Here is a 25932-nt window from a genome sequence, read left to right as displayed (position 1 = left end):
CAGTTCGGGCCCCAACCAGAGGAAAAAATCGATGGTGCCCACGGTCTCGTCGATGCGTGAGCCAGGACGGCGACTGCTGTCGCGGCATCGCGCCGGGGCCGGGCACCGCCGGGCCCCTCCCCTCAAGGCATGGGTCCGTCAAGGAATGAGTCCCGTCAAGGAACGAGTCCCGTCAGGGCACGAGCACCTCCACCAGCGCGGGACCCTCGTGATCCAGTGCCTCCTCGAGCGCTTCGCCGAACGACTCGGGAGTCCCGGCCCGGCGGCCGTAGGCACCGTACGCACGCGCGAGCGCCGGGAAGTCGGGGTTCCGCAGCGCGGTGCCGCTCACCCTTCCCGGGAAGCGGCGCTCCTGGTGGTCGCGGATCGTGCCGAGCCTGCCGTTGTTGACGACGATCACCAGGATGTCCGCGGCACAGTCGACGGCGGTCGCCAGCTCCTGCCCGGTCATCGAGAAGCAGCCGTCTCCGGCGAAGGCGACGGCCTGCCGGCCGGGGTGGAGGAGCTTGGCCGTGATGGCGGCCGGAATGCCATAGCCCATGGCTCCGGCCTGGGTGGCGACCTGCGAGGGATAGCTGACGTAACTGCGGTGCCGCTGGTGCCATGCGGTGTAGGAGCCCGCGCCGGCGGTCATGAACGCGTCCTTGGAGACGCGCGCGTTGAGTTCCCTCATGTATTCGGCGCCGCCGCAGCATGTGCTGTCGTCGCGGGCGCGCAGGTAGTTCTCCCGGAGGCGGCTCACCCAGCCGCCGGCCGCGGGCGCGGCGCACTTCACCGCGTACGCCGACGCTCCCCTGTCCTCCGCCGGTGCTTCCGGCGATGCGCCGGCCAGAGCCGCGACGAACGAGTCGGGCCGCGCGATGACGGCCCGGCTCGCTCTGAACACCGAGTTCGGCACGGACGGGTCTGGGTGTATGTGGACCAGACGCTGGAGGGGCAGCGGCGCGCGGAGCCAGCCGCCCTCCGCCGCAGTCAGACCGTCGGGCCGGCTGCCCAGCAGCACGACGACATCGGCGTCCCGGAGCAGGTCCGCGAGCCCGGCCGTCGTACCGAGTCCGAGGGTCCCGACGTACGCAGGGGAGTCGTTGCGCACCAGGTCCTGCTGCCGGACCGCCGTGACAAGCGGCAGGCCGCGTGCCTCGGCGAAGCCCCTGAGCGCATCGGTCGCCCCCTCGTCCCAGCAGCTTCCGCCCGCGACGATCACGGGACGCTCCGCAGCGCTCAACTCGGCCAGCACCGCCTCGACTTCCGCCCGGCCGGGTTCCGTCGCCGCCGGGAGCGCGGCCGGTACCGCCGGGGCGTCGGTCGTACGGAGGAGGACGTCCTCCGGGAGCGCCACCACCACCGGTCCGGGCTGTCCGCTGACAGCCGTGTTGAAGGCACGCGCGACGACTTCGGGTATGCGGTCGGCGCTGTCGGCCTGAAGGACGGCCTTCGCCAGCGGGGCGAACATCGCACGGTGGTCGACCTCTTGGAACGTGCCGCGTCCCAGCTCTCCCGTGGCGACGTGCCCTACGAACAGAACCATGGGTGAGGCGTCCTGGGCCGCTATGTGAACGCCTATGCTCGCGTTGGTCGCGCCCGGACCGCGGGTCACCAGCGCGACGCCGGGACGGCCGGTGAGCCTGCCGTGTGCCGCGGCCATCATGGCGGCACCGCCCTCGTGCCGGGTGGTGACGAGCCGTACCCGGTCCCGGACGTCGTACAGACCGTCCAGGACGGCGAGGTAGCTCTCCCCGGGAACGCAGAACGCCAACTCGACCCCGTGTTGCAGCATCTGCTCGACCAGAGCATGGCCTCCGAGACGTGGATGCAAAGCCGTCCTCCTCATTCGTCCGGGGCGGCCTCGGGGGAGTCCCCCGCCGGTCCGCGGCGCGGGCGAAGTCCCCATCCGGCGAGGATCTCGGCCACGGCCTCCCGGTCACCGTCGTCCACGGGCGTGATCGGCGGACGTACCTCACGCCGGGACAGACCGAGCTGGGCGAGTGCCTCCTTGACCACGGACACGTTGTTCTCCGCCCCGTTGCGGGCGCGCAGTTCCTCGAACCGCCGGATCTCGCGCCACAGCCGCATCGCCTCCGCGTTCCGGTGCTCCGTCAGCGCCTGGAACAGGCCGACGCTGCGCCGTGGATCGACGCACGCCAGCCCCGAGGTGAAGCCGGCCGCACCGGACAGGGCGAAGTACGGCGCCCACAGCTCCGCCACCCCGCACAGCCAGACAAGGCCCAGTCGGCCGAGTTCCTCGACGAGCACGGCGAGCCGGGGCGGGTCGGGAACGGCGTACTTGACGCCGACGAGCCCGGGGCAGGCCGCCGCGAGCGCGGCGAAGTCGTCGCTGCCAAGGGTGGCGTCCTTGACGTAGGCGACGATGGAGACGCCGGGCACCGCTTCGGCAAGGGCCGCGTGGTAGGCGATCCATCCCGCGACGCTTCGGTACGGATGCACCGGCTGGTGCACCATGACGGCGCCGGCACCGGCGGCGTGCGCGGCCTGCGCGTCGGCCACAGCGCTCGCCAGATCGAGACCGACCCCGGCGATCACGAGTGCCCCGGGGGCCTCCCTGACCGTGAGTTCCACGAGACGGCGCCGCTCGTCCGGGCTGAGCGCGTAATACTCTCCGGTGTTCCCGTTGGGCGTGAACGCGCGGATGCCCGCGCCGGCCATGCGGTGCAGGAGAGCCGAATACTCCTCCTGTGCCACTTGTCCGTCCGGGCCGAACGGCGTGACCGGTACGGCGACCACGCCGTGCAGGGACCGGGCGATCGCGGTGCTGCTCATCGGCAGGTGCTCCCTCTCCCGTCCCGAACTCGGGATATCAGTGCTGTGGTATACCAAAACCATGGCGATGGACACCGGGGCGGCGGCTCGACCAGATCTGCTGGGCAGAGCGACATCCCAATCGGATCTGGTGGTGCAATGGCTGCGGACGGCCATCCTGACCGGCCGGTTCGAGCCGGACGAAGTGCTGGTCGAACGCCGCCTCTCGGAGCAGCTGGGGATCTCCAAGACCCCCGTCCGCGAGGCGCTGATCATGCTGTCGACGACCGGCCTGGTGACCGTGAACCGGAACCAGCGTGTGCGGGTGCGCCGCCTCACCGTCGAAGACGCACGCCACGTCTACGAGCAGCGCATACTGCTGGAGCCCTGGGCGGTGGCCGAGGCGTCGCGGTCGGGCCGGGCGGACTTCCGCGAGGCCCGGGACCTCATGGAGGACGCCGAGCGGCTCGCGACGACGGACGACACCGCGGCCCTGGTGACCACCAACCGCGACTTCCACCGTGCGCTGTACGCCCAGTGCCAGAACCGTCTGGTCGTGGGGACGCTGGACGGGCTCCAGGATCTGACGGCGCTGGCCGCGCTCACGGTCTTCTGGGAACTCGCCCCGACCTGGCAGGCCGAGTCCGTCGAACACCACGACATCTACAAGGCCGCCGTCGACGGCCGCGCCGACGAGGCCGGTGCCCTCATGCGCAAGCACATCGAACGGTCCCTGGTCAGACTCTCGGAGCACACCGGCGCCGGCGGCTGAGACGGTTCGCGACGTCACGGCCGTGAGCCGGGCACGTCCGTCACGGTCGCCCGGTAGTCCGCCATCGTCTCCTCGTCGGGCGGGTAGTTGCCCCGCAGCGGGTGGCCGGCCTCGATCCGCTCGAGAACGAACTCCTCCAGCCGCTCCTGCTCGACGGCGTCCCGGGCGACCTGAGCCACGATGTCGCGTGGGACGCACACCACGCCGTCGGCGTCACCGACCATGATGTCGCCCGGATAGACCGGCACTTCGGCGCAGGCGATCGGCAACTGCATGTCGACCACATGGTGCAGGGCGAGGTTCGTGGTCGGGGCGGCTCCAGCCGCGAAGGTCGCCAGGTCCAGCTCCCGGAAGCCTGCGAGGTCACGGACGCTGCCGTCGGTGACGATCCCGGCACCGCCTCGGCGTGCGAACCGGGTGCCGAGTATGTGCCCCAGGGACGCGGCCCGCGTCTGCCGCCTCGCGTCGACGACCAGGACGGAACCGGGCGGAGCCGTCTCGATCGCACGTCGCTGCGGATGATCGTAGTCACGGAAGACCGACAGGACGTCGATGTCCTCCCGTGCCGGAATGCAGCGAAGGGTGAACGCCTCACCGACCATCTTCGCGCTTCGCGGATTGAGGACCTGAGGGCCGGCCAGGAACGTGTTCCGCAGGCCTCGGTCCATGAGCTGCGTGGTGATCGTGGCCGTACTGACCGTCCAGAGCGCCTCTCGCGTCTCGTCGTCGAGAGGCGGGGCGGCGAATGCACCGTTCGTCGGGCTGGAGGTCAAGTGCGCTCCTTCTTCCGGCTGTTGGCGTACGACGGGGATCGGGGGGAGCCACCCCGCAGGCCGGGCCCACCCCTGGATTGTTTCGCGGCTGTTGCCTCCCCTTTGACATTTCGGTATACCAATATATCAACTCGGGGCCGGCGCACCACTCTTCCCACGTGATGCCGCTGCATCTGCTGAACCGACCCGCCCACCGGGAGGACAGGATCCATGAGCGTCTTCCGCAGCGGCGCCTCCCGCGCAGGCGCCGGCAACAGCGGAGGCCCGGTCGACCACCGTGCTTCCGCCACCGTCGACGACCGCGGAGTCCCCGTCCCGCCGGGCGCCGGGATCGCGGAGGGGTCCGCTCCCGTCCCCGTGAAGTCCTTCTGGAAATACCTGAGATCGTTCGGGCCCGGCATCGTGGTGGCCCTGAGCTGGGTGGGCACCGGCGACCTGATCGACAACTCGGTCGCGGGAGGCAACTACGGCTACGCGCTGCTGTGGGTACTGCCGCTCACCCTCGTCTTCCGCTTCGTCTTCGTGAACAGTCTCGGCAAGTACCCCCTGTTCAACGTGCAGCGCGACCCGAGCATCGTGCGCGGCCTGGCGCGGACGCACTGGCTGTTCGGCTGGTTGATGCTCGTCTCGTTCGTGATCTACACCCACATCCTGATGGCGTTCACCTTGAGCGGCGTGGGTGTGGCACTGCACGGGCTCTTCGGTGGCCTGCCCGCGTTCTGGTGGACGCTGATCGGAGCCGCCTCGGTCTTCGTGGTGACCTTCAAGGGCGTATACCGCCTCATCGAGCGGCTGTTCAAGGCGATCCTCGCCGTGATGGTCGCTTCCTTCGTCATCGGCATCGTGATGGTCGGGATCGACTGGGGCGCTCTGCTACAGGGCTTCGCCTTCGAACTACCCGAGAAACAGGGCCTGTTCGACTCGGGGCTGATCGCCTCCAGCCTCGTGCTCGCCACGCTTGGCTCGATGGCGAACCTGTTCTACCCGCAGTTTCTTCGGGAGAAGGGGTGGACCACCCCCGCGCACCGCAGGGTGCAGCAGTACGACCTGCTCTTCGGCACTTTCGTCGTGCTGTTCCTCGCCGCGGCGATCTGGGCGATCGGGGCCGAGGTGCTCCACCGCGACTCCGGGGTGGGGGACGCCGACGCGATCGCGCGTGCGCTGGGGACGGCCATCGGCCCCGTCGGGCCATACGTCTTCTACCTGGGGCTCCTCGGTGCGGCCTGGACCACGGTCTCCGGCTCGATCTTCGCGCTCGGCAAGATGACGGTGGAGGCGTTGCACGTGGTGCTGCCGGAGCGCGCCGTCCGCCGGGGCGGGGAACCGGGCAAGGACCCCTTCTACAAGGTGATGGTCGCCTGGGGACTGCTGGCAGTGGTGTGGTCGCTTCCCGGAATGCCCGGCTTCATCGTGCTCGTGGTCGTCTCCCACGTACTGACTTCGCCGTTCCTGCTCGTGATCGCGATCGGGATGATCGGCATGCTCAACAGCGAAGCCATCATGGGGACTCACACCAACAACTGGCGGGAGAACACCGGCCTCGTGATCATCACCCTCTTCGTAGCGGCGGCCGCCTGGCAGGGGCTGAGCGACGCGGTGAAGATGATCGCCTGACCCGGACACGGACCCGGACCCGGACCCCGGCATCCCGCATCCGCGCGGAGACGGCCGGACCGCCGTGGAACTCCGGGGACGCCGCCTTCCCGAGGGGCTATCTGCTGAAGCCGGCGGTGAGGCCGCTGACGAGCTGGCGCCGGCCGATGACGTACAGGACGAGGATCGGGAGGGTGGAGAGGACGACGGCGGCGAGGACGGCGGGGACGTTGATGGTGAAGTCGCCCTGGAAGCTCCAGACGAACAGCGGCAGGACGCGCTTGTCGGGGCTCTGGGTGAGGATCAGCGGGAAGAGGAAGCCGTTCCAGACGTTGAGCGCGTCGTAGATCGTCACGGTGATCAGGGCGGGCCGGGACAGCGGCAGCGCCAGGTGCCACAGCATGCGCCAGTGCCCGGCGCCGTCCGCGCGCATGGACTCGTACAGTTCGTCGGGGATGTCCCGCAGGAAGTTGACGAGGATGATCACGGTCAGCGGGATCGCGAACGCCGCGGAGGGCAGCACGACCGCCGCCAGGGTGTCGTACATGTGGGCCTTGGCGATCAGGTAGTACACGGGGATGATCGTGGCCTGGAGCGGGATGGCCAGCCCGAGCAGGAAGAGGCTGAAGGTCCATCGCAGCGCCCGGCCGGTTCCGCGCACGATGGCGTTGGCCGCCAGGAAGGACACCGCCAGGGTCAGCAGCGTCGCGCCCGCCGTCACCACGACGCTGTTCAACAGGTAGTGCGCGAAGCCGTTGTCCAGGACCTGCCGGTAGTTCTCCAGGGTGGGGTGCGACGGAACGGCGAGCGGATCGGCGTCGAAGAAGCCCTCGCGGGTGCGGAGGCTGGAGACGACCGCCCAGTACACCGGGACGACGACGACCAGCAGCCAGGCCAGACCGCCCAGCGCGCCGAGGGGGTTGGTGCGGCGCATCGACGCGAGGCGCCCTCCGGGCGGTGCCGCCGACCTTTCTGTCTTCGGTGGTACGGGTGCCTTCCGGTCGGTCGCGGTGGTGCGGGAGAGCACGGACATCACATGCCTGCCTGCTGGCTTCGCATGCGGGAGAAGCCCGAGAAGCGGACGAGGAGGAGGGAGAGGAGGAGCCCGGCGGCGACCAGGAGCACGGAGACGGCGCTGGCCAGGCCCATCTCGTTGCTCTGGAAGCCCGTGATGTACATGTCGAGGGGAAGCAGCCGGGTGGCGTAGCCGGGGCCGCCGCCGGTGAGGACGAAGACCAGGTCGAAGTAAGTGAGCGACCCCACCAGCATCAGCGTCGAGGACGTGACGATCGTGTGGCGCAGCTGGGGCAGGGTGATGCGCCGGAACTGGGCGAGCCGGCCGGCACCGTCGATCGCGGCGGCCTCGTACAGCGAGGCGGGTATCTGCCGGGCGCCGGCCTGGTAGAGCAGCGTATGGAAGGGCACGAACTGCCAGGCGATGATGAACACGACTGCGTAGAAGGCGAGTTCGGGATCGCCGAGCCAGTTCTGGTTCAGCGGAGGCCAGTCGAGGGCCGCACCGAGGCCGAAGGTGGGGTCCAGCAGGTTCTTGTAGATGATCGCGATCGCGGCGGCGGATATCAGCAGGGGCACGAAGTAGAAGACCGCGAGCAGGGCGCGGTAGCGCTGCTTTCCCGCGACGAAGACGCCGAGGAGCAGGCTGACGGGCGTCTGCACCAGCCAGGAGAGGAGCATGAACTTGAGCGTGAGGCCCAGTGCGTGGCGGATGACGCCGCTCTCGAACGCCTTCTCCCAGTTCTCGGCGCCCGCCCATGACGGGCTGCCCAGGCCGTCCCAGCTGGTGAAGCTGAGATAGACGACGATGGCCATGGGGACGAGGGCGAACAGGGCGAACAGCAGCAGGGCGGGCAGCGCCATCACGAACGGCGGACCGCCCTGCCGGGGCGCCGCACCGCGCCCGGCGGCGGTCAACTGGCCGCCTTGTCCATCTGCCGGCAGAACTTCTCCGGGCTGATCTGGCCGAGGAAGAGCTGTTCGAGGTGGGTGAGCAGGGCGTTTCCGAGCCCGGGGCTCAGCGCCTGGTCCCAGGAGAGCTGGAAGTTCTTCGCGTCACGGGTCATGCCGTAGACGTGGGAGAGCCAGTCGGCGTTCTCGGCGCGCTTGATCCTGGCGTCGAGGCCCTTCACGGGCGGGACGTTGCCCGTGGAGAGAAGACGGTCGACGTAACTGTCGTCGTAGACGCCGTCCTTGAGGTACGACACCGCGGTCTTCTTCTCCTCGGCCGTGGCCTGGGCGGACAGCGAGTGGAAGTTGGCGGGGTTGCCGACGACGTCCGCCGCCGCTCCCTTTCCGCCCTCGACGGCCGGGAAGTCGCTCCAGCCGAGGTGTCCCCCGGAGATGAACTTCGGGGAGCCGGTCTGGATGTTGGCGTAAGCCCAGCTGCCCTGAAGGAGCATCGCGGCCTTGCCGGTGTACATCTGCGCCTCGGCCTGGCCGGTGTCGGCGGAGACGGACGCGAAGCCCTTGGCGAAGCCGCCCGCGTCCACCAACTGCTCGATCTTGTCGGCCGCTTCGAGTACGGCCGGGTCGGACCACGCGTTCTTCTCGCCGGCCGCGATGTGCGCGAAGACCTCGGGTCCGCCGATGCGGTCGACGAGGTACTCCAGCCACATCAGGTACGGCCACTTCGAGGAGCCGCCCATGGACAGCGGGGCGATGCCGCGGGCCTTGAGCTTCTTCACCGAGGTGAGCAGGTCGTCCCAGGTCTTCGGCGGCCGCACGTCCGCCTTCCGGAACAGCTGCTTGTTGTAGTAGAGGACCACCGGCTGGACGCCGTTGATCGGGACGCCGTAGATCTTCCCGCCGAACGTGGTGGCTTCCAGCACCGAGGGGATGATGCGGTTCTTCCACTTCGGGCTCTTGTTCAGCTCGGGTGTGAGGTCGGCGACCTTGCCCGCCTTCACATAGTTCTCGAGCACCCCGCCGCCCCAGTTCTCGAACAGTACGGGCCCGTTGCCGGCGCCGACCGCGGCGCGGAGCTTCTGCTTGTAGGGGTCGTTCTGGAAGTACTGGATCTCGACCTTCCGGTCGGGGTGCGCCTTGTTCCAGTCCTTGGCGGAGGCGCGGAACGTCGACTCGGTTCCCTGGCTCAGTGCCCACACGAGCGTGCCGCCGCCGGAGCCGCCGCCCTCGCTGGTGCGGCCGCTCTTGCCGCAGGCCGAGGCCGTCAGGGCGAGTGCCGCCGCGCAGGCGGTGACCAGGATGCGGCTGGGGATTCTCGTGGCCATCGTGAGCTCCTTCGCTCCTCAGAGGTTCGAAGACGCGTCGGCGGCCCGAAAAGTTTCGAAACCTCTGCATTCAATGGCCGACAAAGTAGAAGCCCCCGAGGACCGGGTCAAGGTGCCTGCAAGCCCTGTTCACCGGGGAGTTGGCGTCTGGACCCGCTCCGAAAGGTTGCGCTACCTTCCTCGTAACCGCGAAAGGACCAACATGGCGAAGAGAGCCGTCGAGCGGAGCCGGACGACCCTGACCGGCATCGCCCAAGCGGCCGGGGTGTCGGTGGCCACCGTCTCGAAGGTGGTCAACGGCCGCAGCGACGTGTCCCCCGGGACCCGCGCGCGCATCGAACGGCTGCTGGTCGAGCACGACTACGTCGCCCGCGGGCCGGGCGCCTCGCGGTCGCCCGTCCGCACCGTCGACCTCACCTTCGACAAGCTGGTCGCCCCGAACAACCTGGTGATCACCCGAGGGGTGACCGAGGCCGCGGCGGAGGCCGGTGTCGACGTGGTCATCGGGGTCACTCCCGACGATCCTGCGGGCACCGCCTGGTCCCGGAAGATCACCAACGCAGGGCGGGAGGGCGTGATCCTGGTGACCTCCGAGCTGACGCCCCGGCAGCGCGCCCGCTTCGCGAAGGACGGCATCCCCCTCGTGCTGATCGACCCGATGGGCGTGCCCGACGAGAGCGTGCCGAGCATCGGCGCCACCAACTTCACCGGCGGCATGGCCGCCACCGAGCACCTGCTGAGCCTCGGCCACCGCCGCATCGCGATGATCGAAGGCCGGCACGACGCGCTCTGCAACACCGCCCGGCTGCACGGCTATCAGGCAGCGCTCCGCGGCGCCGGCATCGCCCCCGACCCCGGCCTCATCAAGCGGGGAGCCTTCCACTTCGAACCCGCCTACGAGGCCGCCATGGAGCTCTTCGGCCTCGACGACGTGCCCACGGCCGTCTTCGCCGCCAACGACTCCGAAGCGTTCGGCGTCATCGAGGCCGCCCGGGTCCGCGGGCTGCGCGTACCGCAGGACGTGAGCGTCGTCGGCTTCGACGACACCGACGCCGCCTCCACCTCCGCACCTCCCCTGACCACCGTCCGCCAGCCCTTCGCCGAGATCGGCCGTGCCGCGCTTCGCACCCTGCTACAGCTCGCTGCGGGGCGGCCCCTGGACAGCCACCGAGTGGAACTGGCCACGCAGTTGGTGGTCCGGGCGTCGACGACGTCACCGCCGAGCCGCCCCCGGGCTCCCGCCGCGGCTCCGAGCGCCGCCGTCTCAAGGGACGCACCATGACCGCACGTTGGGCCGATCCGTCATGCCCTCGCGACGAGAGGGCCGAGTCGCTCCTCGCAGAGATGACCCTGGAGGAGAAGCTCGCCCAACTGGGCAGCGCCTGGCCCGGCGTGGAGCGCGTCGGCGGCGACGTCGCACCTATGCAGGACCTCTTCGCCCGGCACGCCGGGTTCGCCTCCGCCTGCAAGCACGGCCTGGGCCATCTCACCCGGCCGTTCGGCACCCGGCCCGTCGAGCCGGCCGATGGCACACGCCGACTCGCCGCCTTCCAGCGCGAGTTGATCGACGGCACCCGCCTGGGCGTCCCCGCGATCGCGCACGAGGAGTGCCTCACCGGCTTCACCGCCTACCGCGCCACCGTCTTCCCCACCGCACTCGCCTGGGCCGCCGCCTTCGACACCGGCCTGGTCGAGCGGATGGCGCACGCGATCGGCACGAGCATGCGACGAGTCGGCGTCCACCAGGGGCTCTCGCCCGTACTGGACGTGGTGCGCGACTACCGGTGGGGGCGGGTGGAGGAGACGCTCGGCGAGGACCCCTACCTGGTGGCCATGACGGGCACCGCCTATGTGCGCGGCCTGGAGAGCGCCGGGATCGTCGCGACCCTCAAGCACTTCGCCGGATACTCCGCGTCGCGAGGCGCCCGCAACCACGCGCCCGTCTCCATGGGGCGCCGGGAGTTCGCCGACGTGATACTGCCGCCGTTCGAGACGGCGCTGCGGGACGGCGGCGCCCGCTCGGTGATGAACTCCTACGCCGACGTCGACGGCGTCCCGGCAGGCGCCGACCCGCTGCTGCTCACCCGGCTCCTGCGCGACGAGTGGGGGTTCCAGGGCACGGTCGTCTCCGACTACTGGTCCATCGCCTTCCTCCGTACGATGCACCGGATCGCCGCGACGGACGGCGACGCGGGCGCCCGGGCCCTGGAGGCCGGCATCGACGTGGAACTGCCCAACACCCTCTGCTACGGCGAACCCCTCGCCGGGCTCGCCCGCAGCGGCGTCGTCCCGGAGGAGCTCGTCGACCGCGCCGTGCGCCGCGTCCTGCGCCAGAAGGCCGAACTCGGCCTGCTCGACGCCGACTTCAGCCCGGACGGCACAGGCGAGGAGCCGATCGACCTCGACCCGCCCGCGCACCGGGCCGTCTCACGCGAACTCGCCGAGAAGAGCATCGTCCTGCTCGGCAATCGCGACGGCGTCCTGCCGCTCGCCCCGGACACCCCGTCCATCGCTCTCGTCGGCCCCTGCGCGGACGACCCGAACGCCCTCTTCGGCTGCTACTCCTTCCCCAACCACGTCCTCCCCCATCACCCCGGCCACGACAACGGCATCGGGACGCGCTCCCTGCTGGAGGCGCTCACCGCGGAGCTGCCCACCGCCGCCGTCGCATACGAACGCGGTTGCACCGTCACGGACTTCGACCGCGGCGGCTTCGAAGCGGCGGTCGGCCGGGCCCGCAGCGCGGACGTCTGCATCGCGGCGGTCGGCGACCGCGCCGGGCTCTTCGGCCGCGGCACCTCCGGCGAAGGCTGCGACGTGGAGGACCTCGCCCTGCCCGGTGTCCAGGGCGAGTTGGTCGACGCGCTCCTGGCCACCGGCACCCCGGTCGTGCTGCTCGTCGTGTCCGGCCGTCCCTACGCGCTCGGGGCCTTCAAGGACCGCGCGGCCGCCGTCGTCCAGGCCTTCTTCCCCGGCGAGGAGGGCGGACCGGCCGTCGCCGGGGTGCTCTCCGGCCGGGTCGCCCCCTCGGGCAAGCTGCCGGTGCAGATACCGCGGACGCCGGGAGGCCAGCCCGGCACCTACCTGCACCCGCCGCTCGGCGGGAACAGCCAGGGCGTGAGCAACCTCGACCCCACACCGGCCTACCCCTTCGGACACGGCCTGTCGTACACGGCGTTCGCCTACGAGGAGCTGCGCCTGAGCGCGGCGGAGACACCCACCGACGGACAGGTGGAGATCAGCTGCCTGGTGCGCAACACCGGAGAGCGCCCCGGAGCAGAGGTCGTCCAGCTCTACACGGCCGACCCGGTGGCCCGACTCCCGCGCCCCGTGACCCAGTTGACCGGGTTCGCACGCGTGGACCTGGCCGTGGGCGAGCAGCGCAGGATCACCTTCCGGCTGCACGCCGACCGGCTCTCCTACACCGGACCGGACATGCTGCGCATCGTCGAACCCGGCGAGATCACAGTCGCCGTCGGATCGTCCAGTGCGGACATCCGCCTGAGCGGCACGGTTCTCCTCACCGGCCCCGTCCGTACGGTCGGCCACGAACGCCGCCTGCACACCCCGGTGCACATCGACTGAGCGGCGCGCGCGGCCACCGACGGCGAGCCCCCTCGGCACGGGGTTCAGCGGGGCCGGCGGAGTGCGGGGAAGGCGTGGCGGCGTGCGAGGGCGACGACGAGCAGGGCCGCGGCCACGAGCGGAAGGGCCGTCCAGGGCAGGCCCTGCGGGCCCCAGCCGTCCAGTACGACGCCGCCCGTGAGGGAACCGGCCGCGATGCCCGCGTTGTAGACGGTGGCCTGCATGGACGTGGCCGCGTCGGCGTTCTCCGTGCCGGAGACGTCGATGAGAGCGGTCTGAATCAGCGTCGGTGCGCCGCCGAAGGCGACGCCCCAGAGGGCGACGGCGGTCAGCAGTGCCACCGTGCCGCCTCCGTGCAGCCCGAGGGCGAGCATGGAGACCGCCGTACCGGCCAGGCAGCACAGTGCCGAGAGCCGGAGGCGGCGGTCGGCGAGCGCGCCTGCGACGCCGATGCCGACGACGGTGGCGGCGCCGAAGACGAACAGGACCAGCGCCGTGCGATGGAACCCGGCGGAGCCCGTGAACGGCGCGATGTAGGTGTACATCGCCTGGTGTCCCGTCAGCAGGAGGAGCGTGACGCAGAGGATCGCCGTCGTACCGCGCAGGGAGACCACGCCGCGCAACGGCAGCCGCTCGCCCGCCGGTTCGCCGCTGAAGCCGGGGACCTTCCAGCGCACCCAGGCCACCAGCAGCACGGCGGACACGGCGAGCGCGGCGAAGCCGGTGCGCCAGCCGAGTACGGAGAAGAGCGCCGTGCCCGCGGGGACGCCGAGGGAGAGCGCGACGGTGATCCCGGCCAGGACGACCGCGATGGCGCGGCCCCGGAGCCGAAAGGGGACCATGCGGGCGGCGTAGCCCGCGAGCATCGCCCAGAGCACGCCGCCCGCGGCGCCGGCCAGCAGCCGTGCCGCGAAGGCCGACTCGTACGCCGGGGAGACGGCGACGACGGCGTTGGAGACCGCGAATCCGATGAGCGCGCCGATGAGCACCGGCCGGCGCGGCAGGCTCCGCAGCGCGGCGGTCAGCGGTATCGCGGCGACGAAGGAGGCGGTGGCGTATCCGGTCACCAGGAACCCGGCCCGCGCTTGGGACACTTCGAAGCTGCCGCTGATCTGCGGCAGCAGGCCGGCCGGAAGCAGTTCGGTCAGCACGGCGGTGAACGCGGCGGTGAACAGGGCCAGTAGCCCCGGCCAGGGCAGTCCGGCGGCCTCCCCGGCGGCCACCCCGGTGGCAGGGCGGCCGGGGCGGCGGGCTGCCGGGTCTGTGCACGGGATGTCGGTCATGTCAGCATGGTGAAACCCTCACATCAGTGTGAAGGCAACCGCGGACGGCCGCGGCCCGGAGGGGGCGCCATGAGGATCGGTGAGCTGTCCCGCCGTACGGGCACTCCGCCCAGGATGCTGCGCTACTACGAGGAGCAGGGGCTCCTGCACCCGGAGCGTGCCGCCAACGGCTACCGCGCGTACGGCACTTCGGCCGTCCACCGGGTCAGGCAGATCAGGGGCCTGCTCGACTCCGGGCTCACGACACAGATCATCCGCAGGGTGCTGCCCTACCTCGACAAGCCGGACGACATCCACCTGCACCCCGACTGCCTGACGCAGGAGACCGCGCAGCTGCTGCTGCGGGAGATCGAACGGCTCCAGGAGCGCATCGACTGCCTCACCCGCAACCGGGACGCGCTGCGCGCCTACCTCGCCGTCGTACGGCCGGAGCCGGAGCGGGAGCCGGAGTGCGGGGAGCGTGCCGCGTCGGAGTGCGCGTGAGCCGGCGCCGCGACTGAGCCGGGCCGGGCCGGGCCGGGTGAGGGTCGCCCCGGGCCTCCTGTCCGCGGAGCGGCCGCCGGTGAACTCCCGGCGCGCGCCCGGGAGTACGGGCGGTCCGGGCGGTCCGACGGAAGGGAAGTCGTGGTGCGCCACGCTCACTTACCTCTCGCCGTCCACTGCGCGAGGAGACTCCGCGCATGCTCCCGCGCGAGCCGGATCGGCGCGACGGACCGGCTGAACTTCGACCCGGCGAGCGCACCGTCGTAGAGCAACTCGACGGTCCCGGCGCGCTCTTCGGGGTCGTCCGCGCCCGCGGCCCGCGGCGCGTGGACGGCAGCCGCGGCACGCCTGAACAGGCTTGCGCGGCGCCCTGCTTGAACCGCGCCGGCCGCGGCGACCGGGCAGGAGACCCCCTCCCGGACTGCACGGGCAGCGCGTGCGGAATTGCCACGTCCGGCGGCCGGAACCTACCGGCTGGCCGGAATGGATCGGTGTACGGGGGAAACGCACAGGCCCCCTGCACGAACCGGCCACACACCCCAACTCTTCGTCCACTCCTCCGGGTTGACGAACCTGAAACCCTGTGTGCACCGCAGCGGGCGTGTGTACACTGATTGCGTGAGTGTCTTCGTGTTTGGCTTTCATGACACGGGGAAGCGCTCATGGCCGATGTCATGACATCGTCGGCGGACCAACGGGGAACGGGGGCAGTGTGGCCGAGGCACTTTTCTTGACAAGTTGACGGGCGTGGGCCGGTTATCCAGTGGCCCCGGTGCGCATCGGCATTCACCTCGTTCCGATGCGATCCCGGACCCCTCTTTCCTTCACCGTTCGCCAAGCATCCGGTCCCAGCCGGATTCCGGCGATGCGCGCTTTCGTGTGCGCGCATGGAGATGCTTACTCAGACTCCGTTCTACTGGACGAAAGTGGAGGCTGTCCCCGGTATGAAACACCAGCTCACCAAAACCGTCACGCCTTGCATTCCACAGCAAACGTCCGCACCGGCCGCTTCCGCTCGGCCGCAGGAAAGGACGGACCGCAAGGCAGTGCGTCTGCTGGCCGTGGAAAGCGAGTCCGAGGACGCCGACCTGCTCATTCTGGGACTCCGCAGGCACGGGTACAAGGCGGAGCAGGTACGGACGGGAGCCGAGGCGCTCCAGCAGCACAGGACGGCGGACCTCCTCCTCGTCGACCTGGACCTTCCGGACCTGGACGGCGTGGAGTTGTGCCGCAGCATAAGGGCCGTCTGCGATGTCGCCATCATCGTCGTCACCGCTCGCGACACGGAACTCGACAGGGTCCTCAGTCTCCGCGCGGGAGCCGACGACTATGTCGTCAAGCCGTGCAGCCTGACCGAATTGACCGCCCGAATAGAAGCCGTGATGCGCAGGGTCCGGCTCCAGCCGTTCGTCCCCGAGGACGTGATATCGGTCGGCTCGCTGCGCATCGACCACCGGGCCCGCGAGATCCGGCTCGACGGCCGCTACATAGAAGTGACCCGGAAGGAATTCGACCTGCTCTATCTGCTCGCCTCACGGCCGGGCAGCGTTTTTTCGCGCAGACAGATAATGACCCAGGTCTGGAGCGATCCCAAAGCGAAACCGGGCCGCACCATCGACACACATGTCAGCAGCCTGCGCAGCAAACTCGGTTCCAGCCGCTGGATAACCACGGTGCGCGGCGTAGGTTTCCGTTTCGGCCCCGCCTGACCCTTTCGACGGCGGGGCCGCACGCTTATGGTCCCGCTTAATTTCCGGCAAAATCTCCGGGAACTCCCGCGCATCTCCCGGACGTTGGGCCTGAGCCGCCGGACGAGGCGGCCGGCGGCGGTCAGAGCGGCGGGTTGCCGTGTTTGCGTGAGGGCAGGTCGGCGTGCTTGGTGCGGAGCATCGCCAGGGAGTCGATGAGGACCTGGCGGGTCTCCTGGGGCTCGATGACGTCGTCGACGAGTCCGCGTTCGGCCGCGTAGTACGGGTGCATCAGCTCGGCCTTGTACTCCTTGACCATCCGCGCGCGCATCGCGTCCGGATCGTCCGCGCCCGTGATCTCCCGCCGGAAGATCACGTTCGCCGCGCCTTCCGCGCCCATGACCGCGATCTCGTTCGTCGGCCACGCGAAGGTCAGATCGGCGCCGATGGACTGCGAATCCATCACGATGTACGCACCGCCGTACGCCTTGCGCAGCACCACCGAGATCCGCGGCACCGTCGCGTTGCAGTACGCGTACAGCAACTTGGCGCCGTGCCGGATGATCCCGCCGTGCTCCTGGTCGACGCCCGGCAGGAAGCCCGGCACGTCCAGCAGCGTCACGATCGGGATGTTGAACGCGTCGCACATCTGCACAAAGCGAGCCGCCTTCTCGGAGGCCTCGATGTCCAGCACCCCCGCGAGGGTCTGCGGCTGGTTGGCGATGATGCCCACCACCTCGCCGCCCAGCCGGGCCAGGGCGCAGATGACGTTGCGGGCCCAGCGCTCGTGGACCTCCAAGTAGTCGCCCTCGTCGACGAGTTCCTCGATGACCTCGGCCATGTCGTAGGGACGGTTGCCGTCGGCCGGCACCAGGTCGGCGAGCGCGGTGCACCGGCGGCGGGCCGAGTCGTCCGAGTCGGCCGCCGGAGGCAGTTCGCGGTTGTTCTGCGGAAGCATCGACAGCAGGTAGCGCACCTCGGCGATGCACGTGTCCTCGTCGTCGTAGGCGAAGTGGCAGACGCCGCTCGTCCCGGCGTGCACGTCCGCACCGCCCAGCCCGTTCTGGGTGATCTCCTCGCCGGTCACCGCCTTTACGACGTCCGGTCCGGTGATGAACATCTGCGAGGTGTCGCGGACCATGAACACGAAGTCCGTGAGCGCGGGGCTGTATGCGGCACCGCCCGCGCACGGGCCCAGCATCACCGAGATCTGCGGGATGACCCCGCTCGCCCGGGTGTTGCGCTGGAAGATCCCGCCGTAACCGGCCAGCGCCGAGACACCCTCCTGAATACGGGCGCCCGCACCGTCGTTCAGCGAGATCAGCGGAGCCCCGGCGGCGATGGCCATATCCATGATCTTGTGGATCTTCGAGGCGTGGGCCTCGCCGAGGGCGCCGCCGAAGATGCGGAAGTCGTGGGCGTAGACGAAGACCGTGCGGCCCTCGACCGTGCCCCAGCCGGTCACGACGCCGTCGGTGTAGGGCCTCTTGGCCTCCAGACCGAACCCGGTGGCCCGGTGCCGGCGCAGCTGCTCGACCTCGTTGAAGGACTCCGGGTCCAGCAGCAGCTCGATGCGCTCACGGACGGTCAGCTTGCCCTTGGCGTGCTGCGCCGCGGTCGCCTTCTCTCCGGGGCCGGCCGACGCCCGGGCACGGATCTCGTGCAGCTCGGCCAATCGCCCGTCCGCGTCGTCGAGTCGGGGCCTTTCCCCCGGGCGGTCGTCCAGGACGGTCATCGGTCTTCCTCCTCACAACTGTTCGGGGCTTTCGGGCCGCGCCCGCCTCGGCGGCGCCCCGGCACGTCAACTGACGCGGTACGTCCGCTGACACGGCCCGTCCACTGACACGGCAGGTCACTGACGCATCCGTTTGACGCGTCAGTGGATTCGTCCACCTGCGAGCACCGCCTGTGGCGGCAGCCGGCGCACGGTCTGCCGGGGCGCACGCCCTCGCACCGCGGCCGCGGCCGCGTGGTCCGCGCCGCAGGGCACGTCAACGACGCTCCATCCGACGGGCCGTGACGGGGTACCGGAGCTGTCGTCGCCCAGGTACACCTCCGACGTCCAGCCGCCGACCCCGACGCCCGTTCCCTTGAGATAGGCCTCCTTGCGGGCCCACAGCCGGGCGAACGCGGCCGGGCGGTCCGCGAGCGCGTGCCGCTCCAACTCCCGCCGCTCGCCCGGGTGGAGCGCCGGAGCGCACACGTCGACACGCTCCGGCCGCGGTAGCCGCTCAACGTCCACGCCGACCTGCGAGCGGGCCACGCCGATGAGCACGGCGCCCCGGCTGTGCGACAGCGAGAAGTGCGCGCCGCCGCTTGCCAGTTCAGGGCGTCCGTGCGGAGCGCCGCACCGCGGACAGTCCGCGCGTGCGAAGGCGATGTCCTGCGGCGCCGTGCCCGAGTACGCGGCGAGCAGCCGACGCAGCGCGATGTGGGCGGCCACGTACCGCTCCCGGTCGGCGGCCCGCCGGAACGCGTCCGCGCGACCGCGCTCGGCCTCGTCCAGCTCGTGCAGCGCGAGCGCGCCGTGCAGTCCGGCCGTCTCGGGCGCGGGCAGCAGCCAGAGGTCCACCGTTCCCAGCCGCAGGCGCGGCCGCGGCATCGCGGCGTCGAGCGGTGACCGCGGGGCGGTCACGCGGCCCGGTCGCGTACGTCGTCCAGCAGGCGGGCCTGGCGCAGCGTCTCATCGGCGGGAGCGGCGCCGGCGCGTACGGAGGCGACGAACGCGGCGATGGTGGCGGCCACTTGGTCGTGGGGTTCCAGCCGGATCTCCTCGCGGCCACCGTGCCGGTGCAGTTCGATCACGGGGACGAAGTCCGCCGGCGGCGTGAACGCACGGTCCACGGTGATCCGCCCCGCGCTGCCCCACAGTTCGTAGCGTGAGACGTACGAGTGCTCCATGCCGAAGGTGATCTGGGCGGTACTCCCCTCGCGGGTGCGCAGGAGGACGGCGCCCGCGGTCTCCACCTCGCGGCCGCGGCCGCACATGAGTTGGGCCCCGACGACCTCCGGCCCAGGCTCCGGTCCAGGACCCGGTCCGGAGCCCTCCGGCCCAGGGCCTTCCGGTCCAGGCCCCGGTCCCGGTCCCGGCCCCGGTCCCGCGCCGAGGAAGTGCAGGGCCGCCCGCAGCGGGTAGAGGCCGACGTCCGCCAGCGCACCTCCGCCGAGCTCGGGCCGGTGGCGGATGTCCGTGTCCGGCGGGGCCGGGATGGTGAACGCCGCGTGCAGCGCCCGCAGTTCGCCGATCGCGCCGTCCGCCGCCAGGCGCCGTACGGCCTCGTGCCGCGGATGGTGCACGAACATGACGTTCTCCATCAGCGCCAGCCCGCGGCTGCGGGCCAGGCCGAGAAGCCGCCCGGTGCGGGCGGCGTTCGTCGTCAGGGGCTTCTCCGCCAGCACATGCTTGCCTGCGTCGAGAGCGGCCTCGACCCACTGGTCGTGCAGCGCGGCGGGCAGCGGCACATAGACGGCGTCCACCTCGTCGAGGTCCAGCAGTGCGGCGTAGCCCCGTACCGGCCGGCCGCCGAAGCGCTCCGCGACGCGTTCCGCCTTCTCCCGCGAGCGGCTGGCGACGGCCGCGATCTCGGTGTCCGCGTACGCCTCGAAGCCCGGGAGCATCCGGCGCACCGCGATGTCCGCGCAGCCGATCACCCCGACGCGCACGGGTCCGCTCATCGGGCGGTCACCGCCGTCGCGTTGAGGCACGCCAGCAGGGTGCGTCCCTGGACGTTGAGGTAGTGGCCGTGCCGTACCAGGGAGGTGAGCTGTTCCGGGGTGACCCAGGCGTAGCCGGGCGGCGGGTGCTGCGGTGCGTCGGCCTCGTCCGCGTCGACGATCAGGTAGCGGCTCTCGGCGTCGAGGAAGCGTCCGCCCTCCTCGGAGTGGACGGCCTCGTAGCGGATGCGGTCCGCGCGCGCACCCAGCACCGTGTCGAGGAAGCGCGGCCGGTGGGGCGCGTCGAGGTGGGCGTAGTTCTCCGGGGTGTACTGCACGGTGGGGCCCAGCTCCACGGTGTCGAGGAAGCCGCCCTCGACGCGGGCGTGCACCAGGACGTGCTGCACGCCCCCGAACTCGCGGGTGAGGAAGGCGGTCACGCCCCGGCCCACGGGTTCGAAGAGGGGCTGGGTCCAGCTCGTGACCTCGCGGTTGCCGGCCCGCACGGACACCGCGACCACCCGGAAGTAGCGGCCGTCCTCGTGCTCGACGGCCTGCTCGCCGCGCTTCCACCCGGGAAGGTTCGCGAGCGGCACGCGCTCGGCCCGCACATCGTGCCGGGCGCGTTCGCCGGTGATCCAGGAGAGCAGCTCGATGTCGCCGAGCAGGGCTCCGGATCCGGTGCCGGGGTGGGGCAGGCAGGACAGCACGGTGCGCGAGTCCATGTTCACGACGTTGTCCCGGTGCAGCAGTTCGCCGATCTGGCCGAGGGTGAGCCAGCAGAAGTCGTCGAGCAGCGGCACGTCACCGGAAGCTTCCACGATCATGTTGCGGTTGGACTTCCGGTAGAACCACGAGCCGTGTTCGGACTGGAGCACGTCGGCGATGACGCGCCCGCGGCGCGGGCCTACGAAGTGCTCGATGTACTTCACGTCCGCGCCCTTGTGGACCTTGGTGTAGTTGCTGCGGGTGGCCTGGACCGTGGGCGAGAGCTGGAGCAGGTTCGGGTTGCCCGGCTCCATCTTGGCCTGCATCAGGAAGTGGAGCACCCCGTTGAACTCCTTTACGAGGATGCCCAGTACGCCCACCTCGGGCTGCCGGATGACGGGCTGGTGCCAGTCGGCGTACGGGCCGTCCCCGTAAGGCCCGTCCTCCTCCGTTACGTGCAGGCCCTCGACGGTGAAGAAGCGGCCGCTGCGGTGCGCGAGGTTCCCGGTGCGCTCGTCGAACGACCAGCCGTCCAGCTCCGCGAACGGTATGCGCTCCACGCGGAACTCGCCGGCCCGGCCGCGCTCGGCCAGCCACCCGGCGAAGTCCCCGGTGCGCAGCTGTACGCCTTCCGCGGCCGCCGCGGACAGCGCGATGCGGGACGGCAGACGCACGTCCGCGCGTGCCTTGAGCGGAGGACGGGGGGACGGAGAAGGCATCAGGGACTCCCTGGGTCCGGTGGCACCGGACCGCGAGGGCCGGGCACGACGCGTGGGTGAGGTCGGCGGGGGTTCGCGAGTCTCGGCGGGGTTCGCGAGTCGGTGAAGCCGGCGGGGTCCGCGAAGTCGGCCGGGACCGGGGCACGTTGGGTTCAGCCGTGCCGGTGGCTCAGCCGTGCGCGGCCACGAACTCCTTGATCGATGCGGTGACGTAGTCCAGCATCTCGTCGGTGAGCGCCGGATAGACCCCGATCCAGAAGGTCTGGTCCGTGATGACGTCGCTGTTCGTCAGCTCGCCCACGATCCGGTGCGGCCGGCCGATATAGGCGGGGTGCCGGGTCAGGTTGCCGGCGAACAGCCTGCGGGTGCCGATCTTCCGGTCCTCCAGGAAGGCGACCAACTCGGCACGGCTGAACGGCGCTTCGGGGTCCACCGTGAGCACGAAGCCGAACCAGCTCGGGTCGGAGCGCGGTGTGGCGTCCGGGAGCAGCAGGCCCGGTACGCCGTCCAGACCGTCCCGCAGCCGCCGCCAGTTGCGCTTCCTGGCCTCGATGAAGCCGTCCAGCTTGGCGAGTTGGGTCAGCCCCAGGGCCCCCTGGATGTCGGTCGCCTTCAGGTTGTAACCGACGTGGGAGAAGATGTACTTGTGGTCGTACCCGGCGGGCAGGGTGCCCATCTGGTACGTGAACCGCTTGAGGCACTTGTCGCTCTCGCCGGGCTCGCACCAGCAGTCACGTCCCCAGTCCCGCAGCGACTCCACGATCCGCGCCAGCGCCAGGTTCGAGGTCAGTACGCAGCCGCCCTCGCCCATGGTGAGGTGGTGGGCCGGATAGAAGCTGACGGTGGTCATGTCGCCGAAGGTGCCGGTGAGCTTCCCGTCGTACAGCGATCCGACCGCGTCGCAGTTGTCCTCGATGAGGAACAGGCCGTGCTCCTCGGCGAGTCGGGCGATCTCGGCGACGGGGAAGGGGTTGCCGAGCGCGTGCGCGAGGACGACGGCACGCGTCTTCGGGCCGATCGCGGCGGCGACCCGGTCGGCCGTCGCGTTGCAGGTGGTGAGGTCCACGTCCACGAAGACGGGCACGAGGCCGTTCTGGAGGATCGGGTTGACGGTGGTCGGGAAGCCCGCCGCCACCGTGATCACCTCGTCGCCCGGCTTCAGCTGCGCCTCCTCCAGCAGGTGAGAGGTGAGAGCCGAGACGGCCAGCAGGTTCGCCGACGAACCGGAGTTGGTGAGGTGGGCCTTGCGGCGCTTGAGCCGCCGGGCGAAGGCGGACTCGAACTTGCGGCAGCTGCGGCCGGCGGCGATGCGCATCTCCAGCGCGGCCTCCACCAGGGCCGTACGGTCCTCCTCGTCCAGCACCGCGCCGGACGGCCAGATCTCCGTCGTGCCGGGGATGAACTCCCGCTCCGGGGAGGCCTCCCGGTGGTACTTGCGGACCTCGTCGAGTACCGGTTCCTTGCGGTCGCTCACAGTGCGTCCCCTTCCATGTCCGGTGCGCCGGCCGCGGCGCGGATCGGTGCGTGCCCCGGCGGCAGTACGGGCGCGAGCAGATCGCGCAGGGAGTCGTCGAGCCGGCGGCGGGGCCGCCAGTCGAGCAGCCGCGCGGCGCGAGCGATGTCCAGCCGCTGCCGCGCGACGTCGGCGCGCGCGGGCGCGCCCTCGGAGGTCTCGGCGACCGGCACGTCCAGACCGCTGAGCGAGACCATGCGCTGGATCAGTCCGCGCACCGGGACGGCCTCGCCGCGGCCCACGTTGATCACCCGTCCCGTCACGGCCGCTCCCGGTGCCGTGGCCGCGGCCAGCACCGCGGCGGCGGCGTCGCCCGCGTCCACCAGGTCGCGGGCCGCGCGCAGCGGCGGAAGCCGCAACTCGGGGGCGCTCTCGCCGCGTTCGACGGCGCGCGCGGCCGCACCGAGATGGGCCGCGACACGTCCGAAGAGACTGCCCTCCGGGACTCCGGCACCGAGCACGTTGGCGAGCCGCAGCACCACGCCGTCCACGCCCCGCTCGGACGCCGCGCGCAGAACTGCCCGGGTTCCCAGCAACTTGGTGCGGCCGTAGGCGCTGACCGGGGCCGGCGGGTGGTCCTCACCGGTGGCGGTGTCCGGTGCGCCCGCCCCGTACTCGTGGACGGTGCCCAACTGGACGAGCCGTACCGGCGGACCGGGCCGCTCGGCGAGAACCGCGACGAGACGCTCGACCAGTTCGGCGTTGCCCGCCGCCATCTCCTCCTCGCCGGCCCGCCAGGCCCGCCCGGCCGCATTGACCACCACGTCGGCGCCGGCCGAGTCGAGCAGCGCGGCGATGTCCTGCGGCGCCGCCGCGAGCAGATCCAGTCGTACGGGCACGGCGTGCAGGGCGGGGCCGGGCCGGGCGGTGGGTGATTCGCCGGAGGGCGGTCCGTCGGTGCGGGGCCCGCCGGAGGGTGATCCGCCGGTGCTGGGCCCGCCGGTGCGCGACACCGCATGCACCCGGGCGCCCAGTTGGGAGAAGACCGCGGCGATGTGGCCGCCCAGGAACCCGGAGCCGCCGAGCACGACGACCGAGAGCCCGGCCAGCGGACGGGCGTCAGACCGCACGGCTCATCCCGTGCTTGACGGCCTTCCACCAGTCGGGGTTGTCCCGGTACCAGGCGACCGTCTCGGCCAGGCCCTCCTCGAAGCCGGTCAGCGGCGCATAGCCGAGCTGCTCGCGGATCTTGGACTCGTCGATCGAGTAACGCAGGTCGTGCGCCTTGCGGTCCGGCACGCGGCGGATCATCTCCTCGCCCGCGCCGGTCAGTTCGAGCAGCTTCTCGGTCAGTGCGAGGTTCGTGTAACCGTTGCCGCCGCCGATGTTGTAGATCTCGCCGGGCTGGCCCTGGTTGAGCACGAGGTTGATGCCGCGGCAGTGGTCGTCCACGTGCAGCCACTCGCGGACGTTGCGCCCGTCGCCGTAGAGCGGGACCTGGCGGCCCTCCAGCAGGTTCGTGACGAACAGCGGGATGACCTTCTCGGGGTGCTGATGCGGCCCGTAGTTGTTGGAGCAGCGCGTGATGGACAGGTCAACGCCGTGCGTGCGCCAGTACGTACGGGCGACGAGGTCCGAGCCGGCCTTCGAGGCGGCGTACGGGGTGTTGGGCGCCAGCGGCCACTCCTCGGTCCAGGAGCCCTCCTCGATCGAGCCGTACACCTCGTCGGTCGAGACGTGCACGACCCGTTCCACGTCGCTGTTCAGCACGGCGTCCAGCACGGTCTGGGTGCCGAGCACGTTCGTACGGAAGAACTCGCCCGCGCCCTCCAGGGAGCGGTCGACGTGGGACTCGGCCGCGAAGTGGACCACGGCGTCGTGGCCCGGCACGAGCTGGCGCATCAGGTCGCGGTCGCAGACGTCGCCGCATACGAACACCAACCGCTCGTGCGCGGCCGGGATGTTGTCACGGTTGCCCGCGTAGGTCAGCTTGTCCAGGGCGGTGACCTGGGCGCCCGCCCAGCACGTGTACTCGTCGGCCAGCAGCCGGCGGACGAAGTTGGAGCCGATGAAGCCGGCCGCTCCGGTGACCAGGATCCTCATGCCGCGACCTCCACTCGGGTGTGGTCCCCGACGACCAGGCAGTGATGGTCGGTTCCGCGGACGGTGGTGCCGACGGAGGCGGCGCGGCCGATCAGCGAGTCGCGCAGGCCGTGCACGCCGGTCACCGAAGCCTCGTCCAGGGCGATCGAGCCCTCCAGCCGGCTGCCGGTCACCAGGCAGTCCCGCCCGATCGAGGTGTACGGGCCGATATGGCTCTCCTCCACGACGGTGCCGGCGCCGATGATCACCGGGCCCTCGATGCGGGACCGCAGTACGCGCGCCCCCTCCTCGACGACGACCTTGCCCACGAGGACGCTGCCGGTGTCGACCCGGCCGTCCACGCGCCGGCTCAGACCGTCCAGGAGACGGCTGTTGCACTCCAGTACGTCCTCGACCTGTCCGGTGTCCTTCCAGTAGCCGTCGTACCGGCCGGCCCGTACGTCCGCGCCGGAGGAGACCAGCCACTGGACGGCGTCGGTTATCTCCAGCTCGCCGCGGGCGCTGGGCTCGATGGCCGCCACCGCCTCGTGGATGGCGGACGTGAAGAAGTACACGCCGATCAGCGCCAAGTCGCTGCGCGGCTGCTCGGGCTTCTCCACCAGCCGCAACACCTCGCCGCCGGGGCCGAGTTCGGCGACCCCGAAGGAGCGGGGGTCGGGCACCTTGCACACGACGACCTGGGCGGCGGGGCGGTGCCTGGCGAACTCCTCGGCGATGCCGACGACCCCGTCGGGCAGCATGTTGTCGCCCAGGTACATCACGAAGTCGTCGTCGCCGAGGAAGCCGCGTGCGAGGGACACGGTGTGGGCCAGCCCGCCCGGCACGTCCTGTGGGATGCAGGTGATCCGCAGGCCGAACCGGGATCCGTCGCCGAGCACGGCCTCGATCTCGGGCCCGCGGTTGCCGACGATGACGCCGACGTCGGTCACCCCCAGATCCCGGACGCCCTTCAGTACGTGCACGAGGACGGGCGTGTTCGCGATGGGGATGAGCTGCTTGGGCATCGAGTAACTGAAGGGGCGCAGGCGGGTACCGGACCCGCCTGCGAGCACCAGAGCCTTCATCGAGAGGTCCTCTCGGTTCGTTGGTTCGTGCGCTGTACGGGCGCGGCGC

21 protein-coding genes are annotated in these 25932 nt (G+C 70.9%); 6 read left to right on the top strand and 15 right to left on the bottom strand.

Annotated features, from left to right (window positions below; translation table 11 throughout):
• Window positions 1-172: 172 nt before the first annotated feature.
• Together HCC61_RS17105 and HCC61_RS17100 are read right to left on the bottom strand one after the other, a co-directional pair.
• On the bottom strand, window positions 173-1816 hold the full coding sequence (locus HCC61_RS17105; protein ID WP_169136312.1) for a thiamine pyrophosphate-dependent enzyme: 1644 nt from the start codon (window positions 1814-1816) through the stop codon (window positions 173-175).
• Between the two features lie 11 nt (window positions 1817-1827).
• Window positions 1828-2778, bottom strand: a complete 951-nt coding sequence (locus HCC61_RS17100) for a dihydrodipicolinate synthase family protein (protein WP_169136311.1) — start codon at window positions 2776-2778, stop codon at window positions 1828-1830.
• 61 nt (window positions 2779-2839) lie between these two features.
• Between HCC61_RS17100 and HCC61_RS17095 the strand changes: the two genes are divergently transcribed.
• Window positions 2840-3529, top strand: a complete 690-nt coding sequence (locus tag HCC61_RS17095) for a GntR family transcriptional regulator (protein WP_169136310.1) — start codon at window positions 2840-2842, stop codon at window positions 3527-3529.
• Between the two features lie 14 nt (window positions 3530-3543).
• Here the strand turns inward: HCC61_RS17095 and HCC61_RS17090 are convergent, their stop codons facing one another.
• The gene (locus HCC61_RS17090) at window positions 3544-4302 is read right to left on the bottom strand and encodes a ribonuclease activity regulator RraA (protein WP_169136309.1); all 759 of its coding nucleotides are present in this window, start codon (window positions 4300-4302) and stop codon (window positions 3544-3546) included.
• Window positions 4303-4512: 210 nt separating this feature from the next.
• On the opposite strand from HCC61_RS17090, the gene HCC61_RS17085 reads away from it, so the two are divergent.
• Window positions 4513-5916, top strand: a complete 1404-nt coding sequence (locus HCC61_RS17085) for an Nramp family divalent metal transporter (RefSeq protein WP_169136308.1) — start codon at window positions 4513-4515, stop codon at window positions 5914-5916.
• 97 nt (window positions 5917-6013) lie between these two features.
• On the opposite strand, the gene HCC61_RS17080 is transcribed toward HCC61_RS17085, so the two are convergent.
• Genes HCC61_RS17080 through HCC61_RS17070 form a run of 3 tightly spaced genes read right to left on the bottom strand, consistent with a single transcriptional unit; the run spans window position 6014 to window position 9143 of the window.
• Complete coding sequence (locus HCC61_RS17080) at window positions 6014-6928, bottom strand: carbohydrate ABC transporter permease (RefSeq protein WP_169136307.1); 915 nt, start codon at window positions 6926-6928, stop codon at window positions 6014-6016.
• Window positions 6928-7773 (bottom strand): sugar ABC transporter permease, encoded by an 846-nt coding sequence (locus tag HCC61_RS17075; RefSeq protein WP_169136428.1) that lies wholly within the window; start codon window positions 7771-7773, stop codon window positions 6928-6930. Before HCC61_RS17075 ends, HCC61_RS17080 begins: the two co-directional genes overlap by 1 nt.
• Before the next feature lie 50 nt (window positions 7774-7823).
• Entirely contained in the window at window positions 7824-9143 is a 1320-nt protein-coding gene (locus HCC61_RS17070) for an extracellular solute-binding protein (RefSeq protein ID WP_169136306.1), read from the bottom strand.
• A 202-nt stretch (window positions 9144-9345) separates the two neighbouring features.
• On the opposite strand from HCC61_RS17070, the gene HCC61_RS17065 reads away from it, so the two are divergent.
• Window positions 9346-10425 (top strand): LacI family DNA-binding transcriptional regulator, encoded by a 1080-nt coding sequence (locus tag HCC61_RS17065; RefSeq protein ID WP_169136305.1) that lies wholly within the window; start codon window positions 9346-9348, stop codon window positions 10423-10425.
• Window positions 10422-12728 carry a glycoside hydrolase family 3 N-terminal domain-containing protein gene (locus HCC61_RS17060; RefSeq protein WP_169136304.1) on the top strand — a complete coding sequence of 769 codons (2307 nt, stop codon included), beginning with the start codon at window positions 10422-10424 and terminating at the stop codon, window positions 12726-12728. The genes HCC61_RS17065 and HCC61_RS17060 overlap by 4 nt, the downstream gene beginning before the upstream one ends.
• Window positions 12729-12772: 44 nt before the next feature.
• Here the strand turns inward: HCC61_RS17060 and HCC61_RS17055 are convergent, their stop codons facing one another.
• Window positions 12773-14011: an MFS transporter gene (locus HCC61_RS17055; RefSeq protein WP_169136303.1), complete on the bottom strand. Its 1239-nt coding sequence runs from the start codon at window positions 14009-14011 to the stop codon at window positions 12773-12775.
• A gap of 69 nt (window positions 14012-14080) precedes the next feature.
• Between HCC61_RS17055 and HCC61_RS17050 the strand changes: the two genes are divergently transcribed.
• Window positions 14081-14494 carry a MerR family transcriptional regulator gene (locus tag HCC61_RS17050; RefSeq protein ID WP_169136302.1) on the top strand — a complete coding sequence of 138 codons (414 nt, stop codon included), beginning with the start codon at window positions 14081-14083 and terminating at the stop codon, window positions 14492-14494.
• 944 nt (window positions 14495-15438) lie between these two features.
• Entirely contained in the window at window positions 15439-16203 is a 765-nt protein-coding gene (locus tag HCC61_RS17045; RefSeq protein WP_169136301.1) for a response regulator transcription factor, read from the top strand.
• 121 nt (window positions 16204-16324) lie between these two features.
• Here the strand turns inward: HCC61_RS17045 and HCC61_RS17040 are convergent, their stop codons facing one another.
• From HCC61_RS17040 to HCC61_RS17005, 8 genes are all read right to left on the bottom strand, one after another.
• A complete protein-coding gene (locus HCC61_RS17040; protein WP_169136300.1) occupies window positions 16325-17917 on the bottom strand; it encodes an acyl-CoA carboxylase subunit beta in 1593 nt (530 codons plus the stop codon).
• A 141-nt stretch (window positions 17918-18058) separates the two neighbouring features.
• A complete protein-coding gene (locus HCC61_RS17035) occupies window positions 18059-18817 on the bottom strand; it encodes a 4'-phosphopantetheinyl transferase superfamily protein (protein ID WP_169136299.1) in 759 nt (252 codons plus the stop codon).
• A complete protein-coding gene (locus HCC61_RS17030) occupies window positions 18814-19857 on the bottom strand; it encodes a Gfo/Idh/MocA family oxidoreductase (protein WP_169136298.1) in 1044 nt (347 codons plus the stop codon). The genes HCC61_RS17035 and HCC61_RS17030 overlap by 4 nt, the downstream gene beginning before the upstream one ends.
• The gene (locus HCC61_RS17025) at window positions 19854-21263 is read right to left on the bottom strand and encodes an NDP-hexose 2,3-dehydratase family protein (protein ID WP_169136297.1); all 1410 of its coding nucleotides are present in this window, start codon (window positions 21261-21263) and stop codon (window positions 19854-19856) included. The genes HCC61_RS17030 and HCC61_RS17025 overlap by 4 nt, the downstream gene beginning before the upstream one ends.
• 169 nt (window positions 21264-21432) lie before the next feature.
• The gene (gene rfbH / locus HCC61_RS17020) at window positions 21433-22737 is read right to left on the bottom strand and encodes a lipopolysaccharide biosynthesis protein RfbH (RefSeq protein ID WP_169136296.1); all 1305 of its coding nucleotides are present in this window, start codon (window positions 22735-22737) and stop codon (window positions 21433-21435) included.
• Entirely contained in the window at window positions 22734-23846 is a 1113-nt protein-coding gene (locus HCC61_RS30760; protein WP_169136295.1) for an NAD-dependent epimerase/dehydratase, read from the bottom strand. The genes rfbH and HCC61_RS30760 overlap by 4 nt, the downstream gene beginning before the upstream one ends.
• On the bottom strand, window positions 23836-24819 hold the full coding sequence (rfbB, locus tag HCC61_RS17010) for a dTDP-glucose 4,6-dehydratase (protein ID WP_169136294.1): 984 nt from the start codon (window positions 24817-24819) through the stop codon (window positions 23836-23838). The genes HCC61_RS30760 and rfbB overlap by 11 nt, the downstream gene beginning before the upstream one ends.
• Entirely contained in the window at window positions 24816-25883 is a 1068-nt protein-coding gene (locus tag HCC61_RS17005; RefSeq protein WP_169136293.1) for a glucose-1-phosphate thymidylyltransferase, read from the bottom strand. Before HCC61_RS17005 ends, rfbB begins: the two co-directional genes overlap by 4 nt.
• Between the last annotated feature and the right edge of the window lie 49 nt (window positions 25884-25932).

It is taken from the genome of Streptomyces sp. HNM0575 (genome assembly GCF_012726265.1).
Taxonomy (GTDB): domain Bacteria; phylum Actinomycetota; class Actinomycetes; order Streptomycetales; family Streptomycetaceae; genus Streptomyces.
This window is presented reverse-complemented; position numbering and strand designations above follow the sequence as displayed.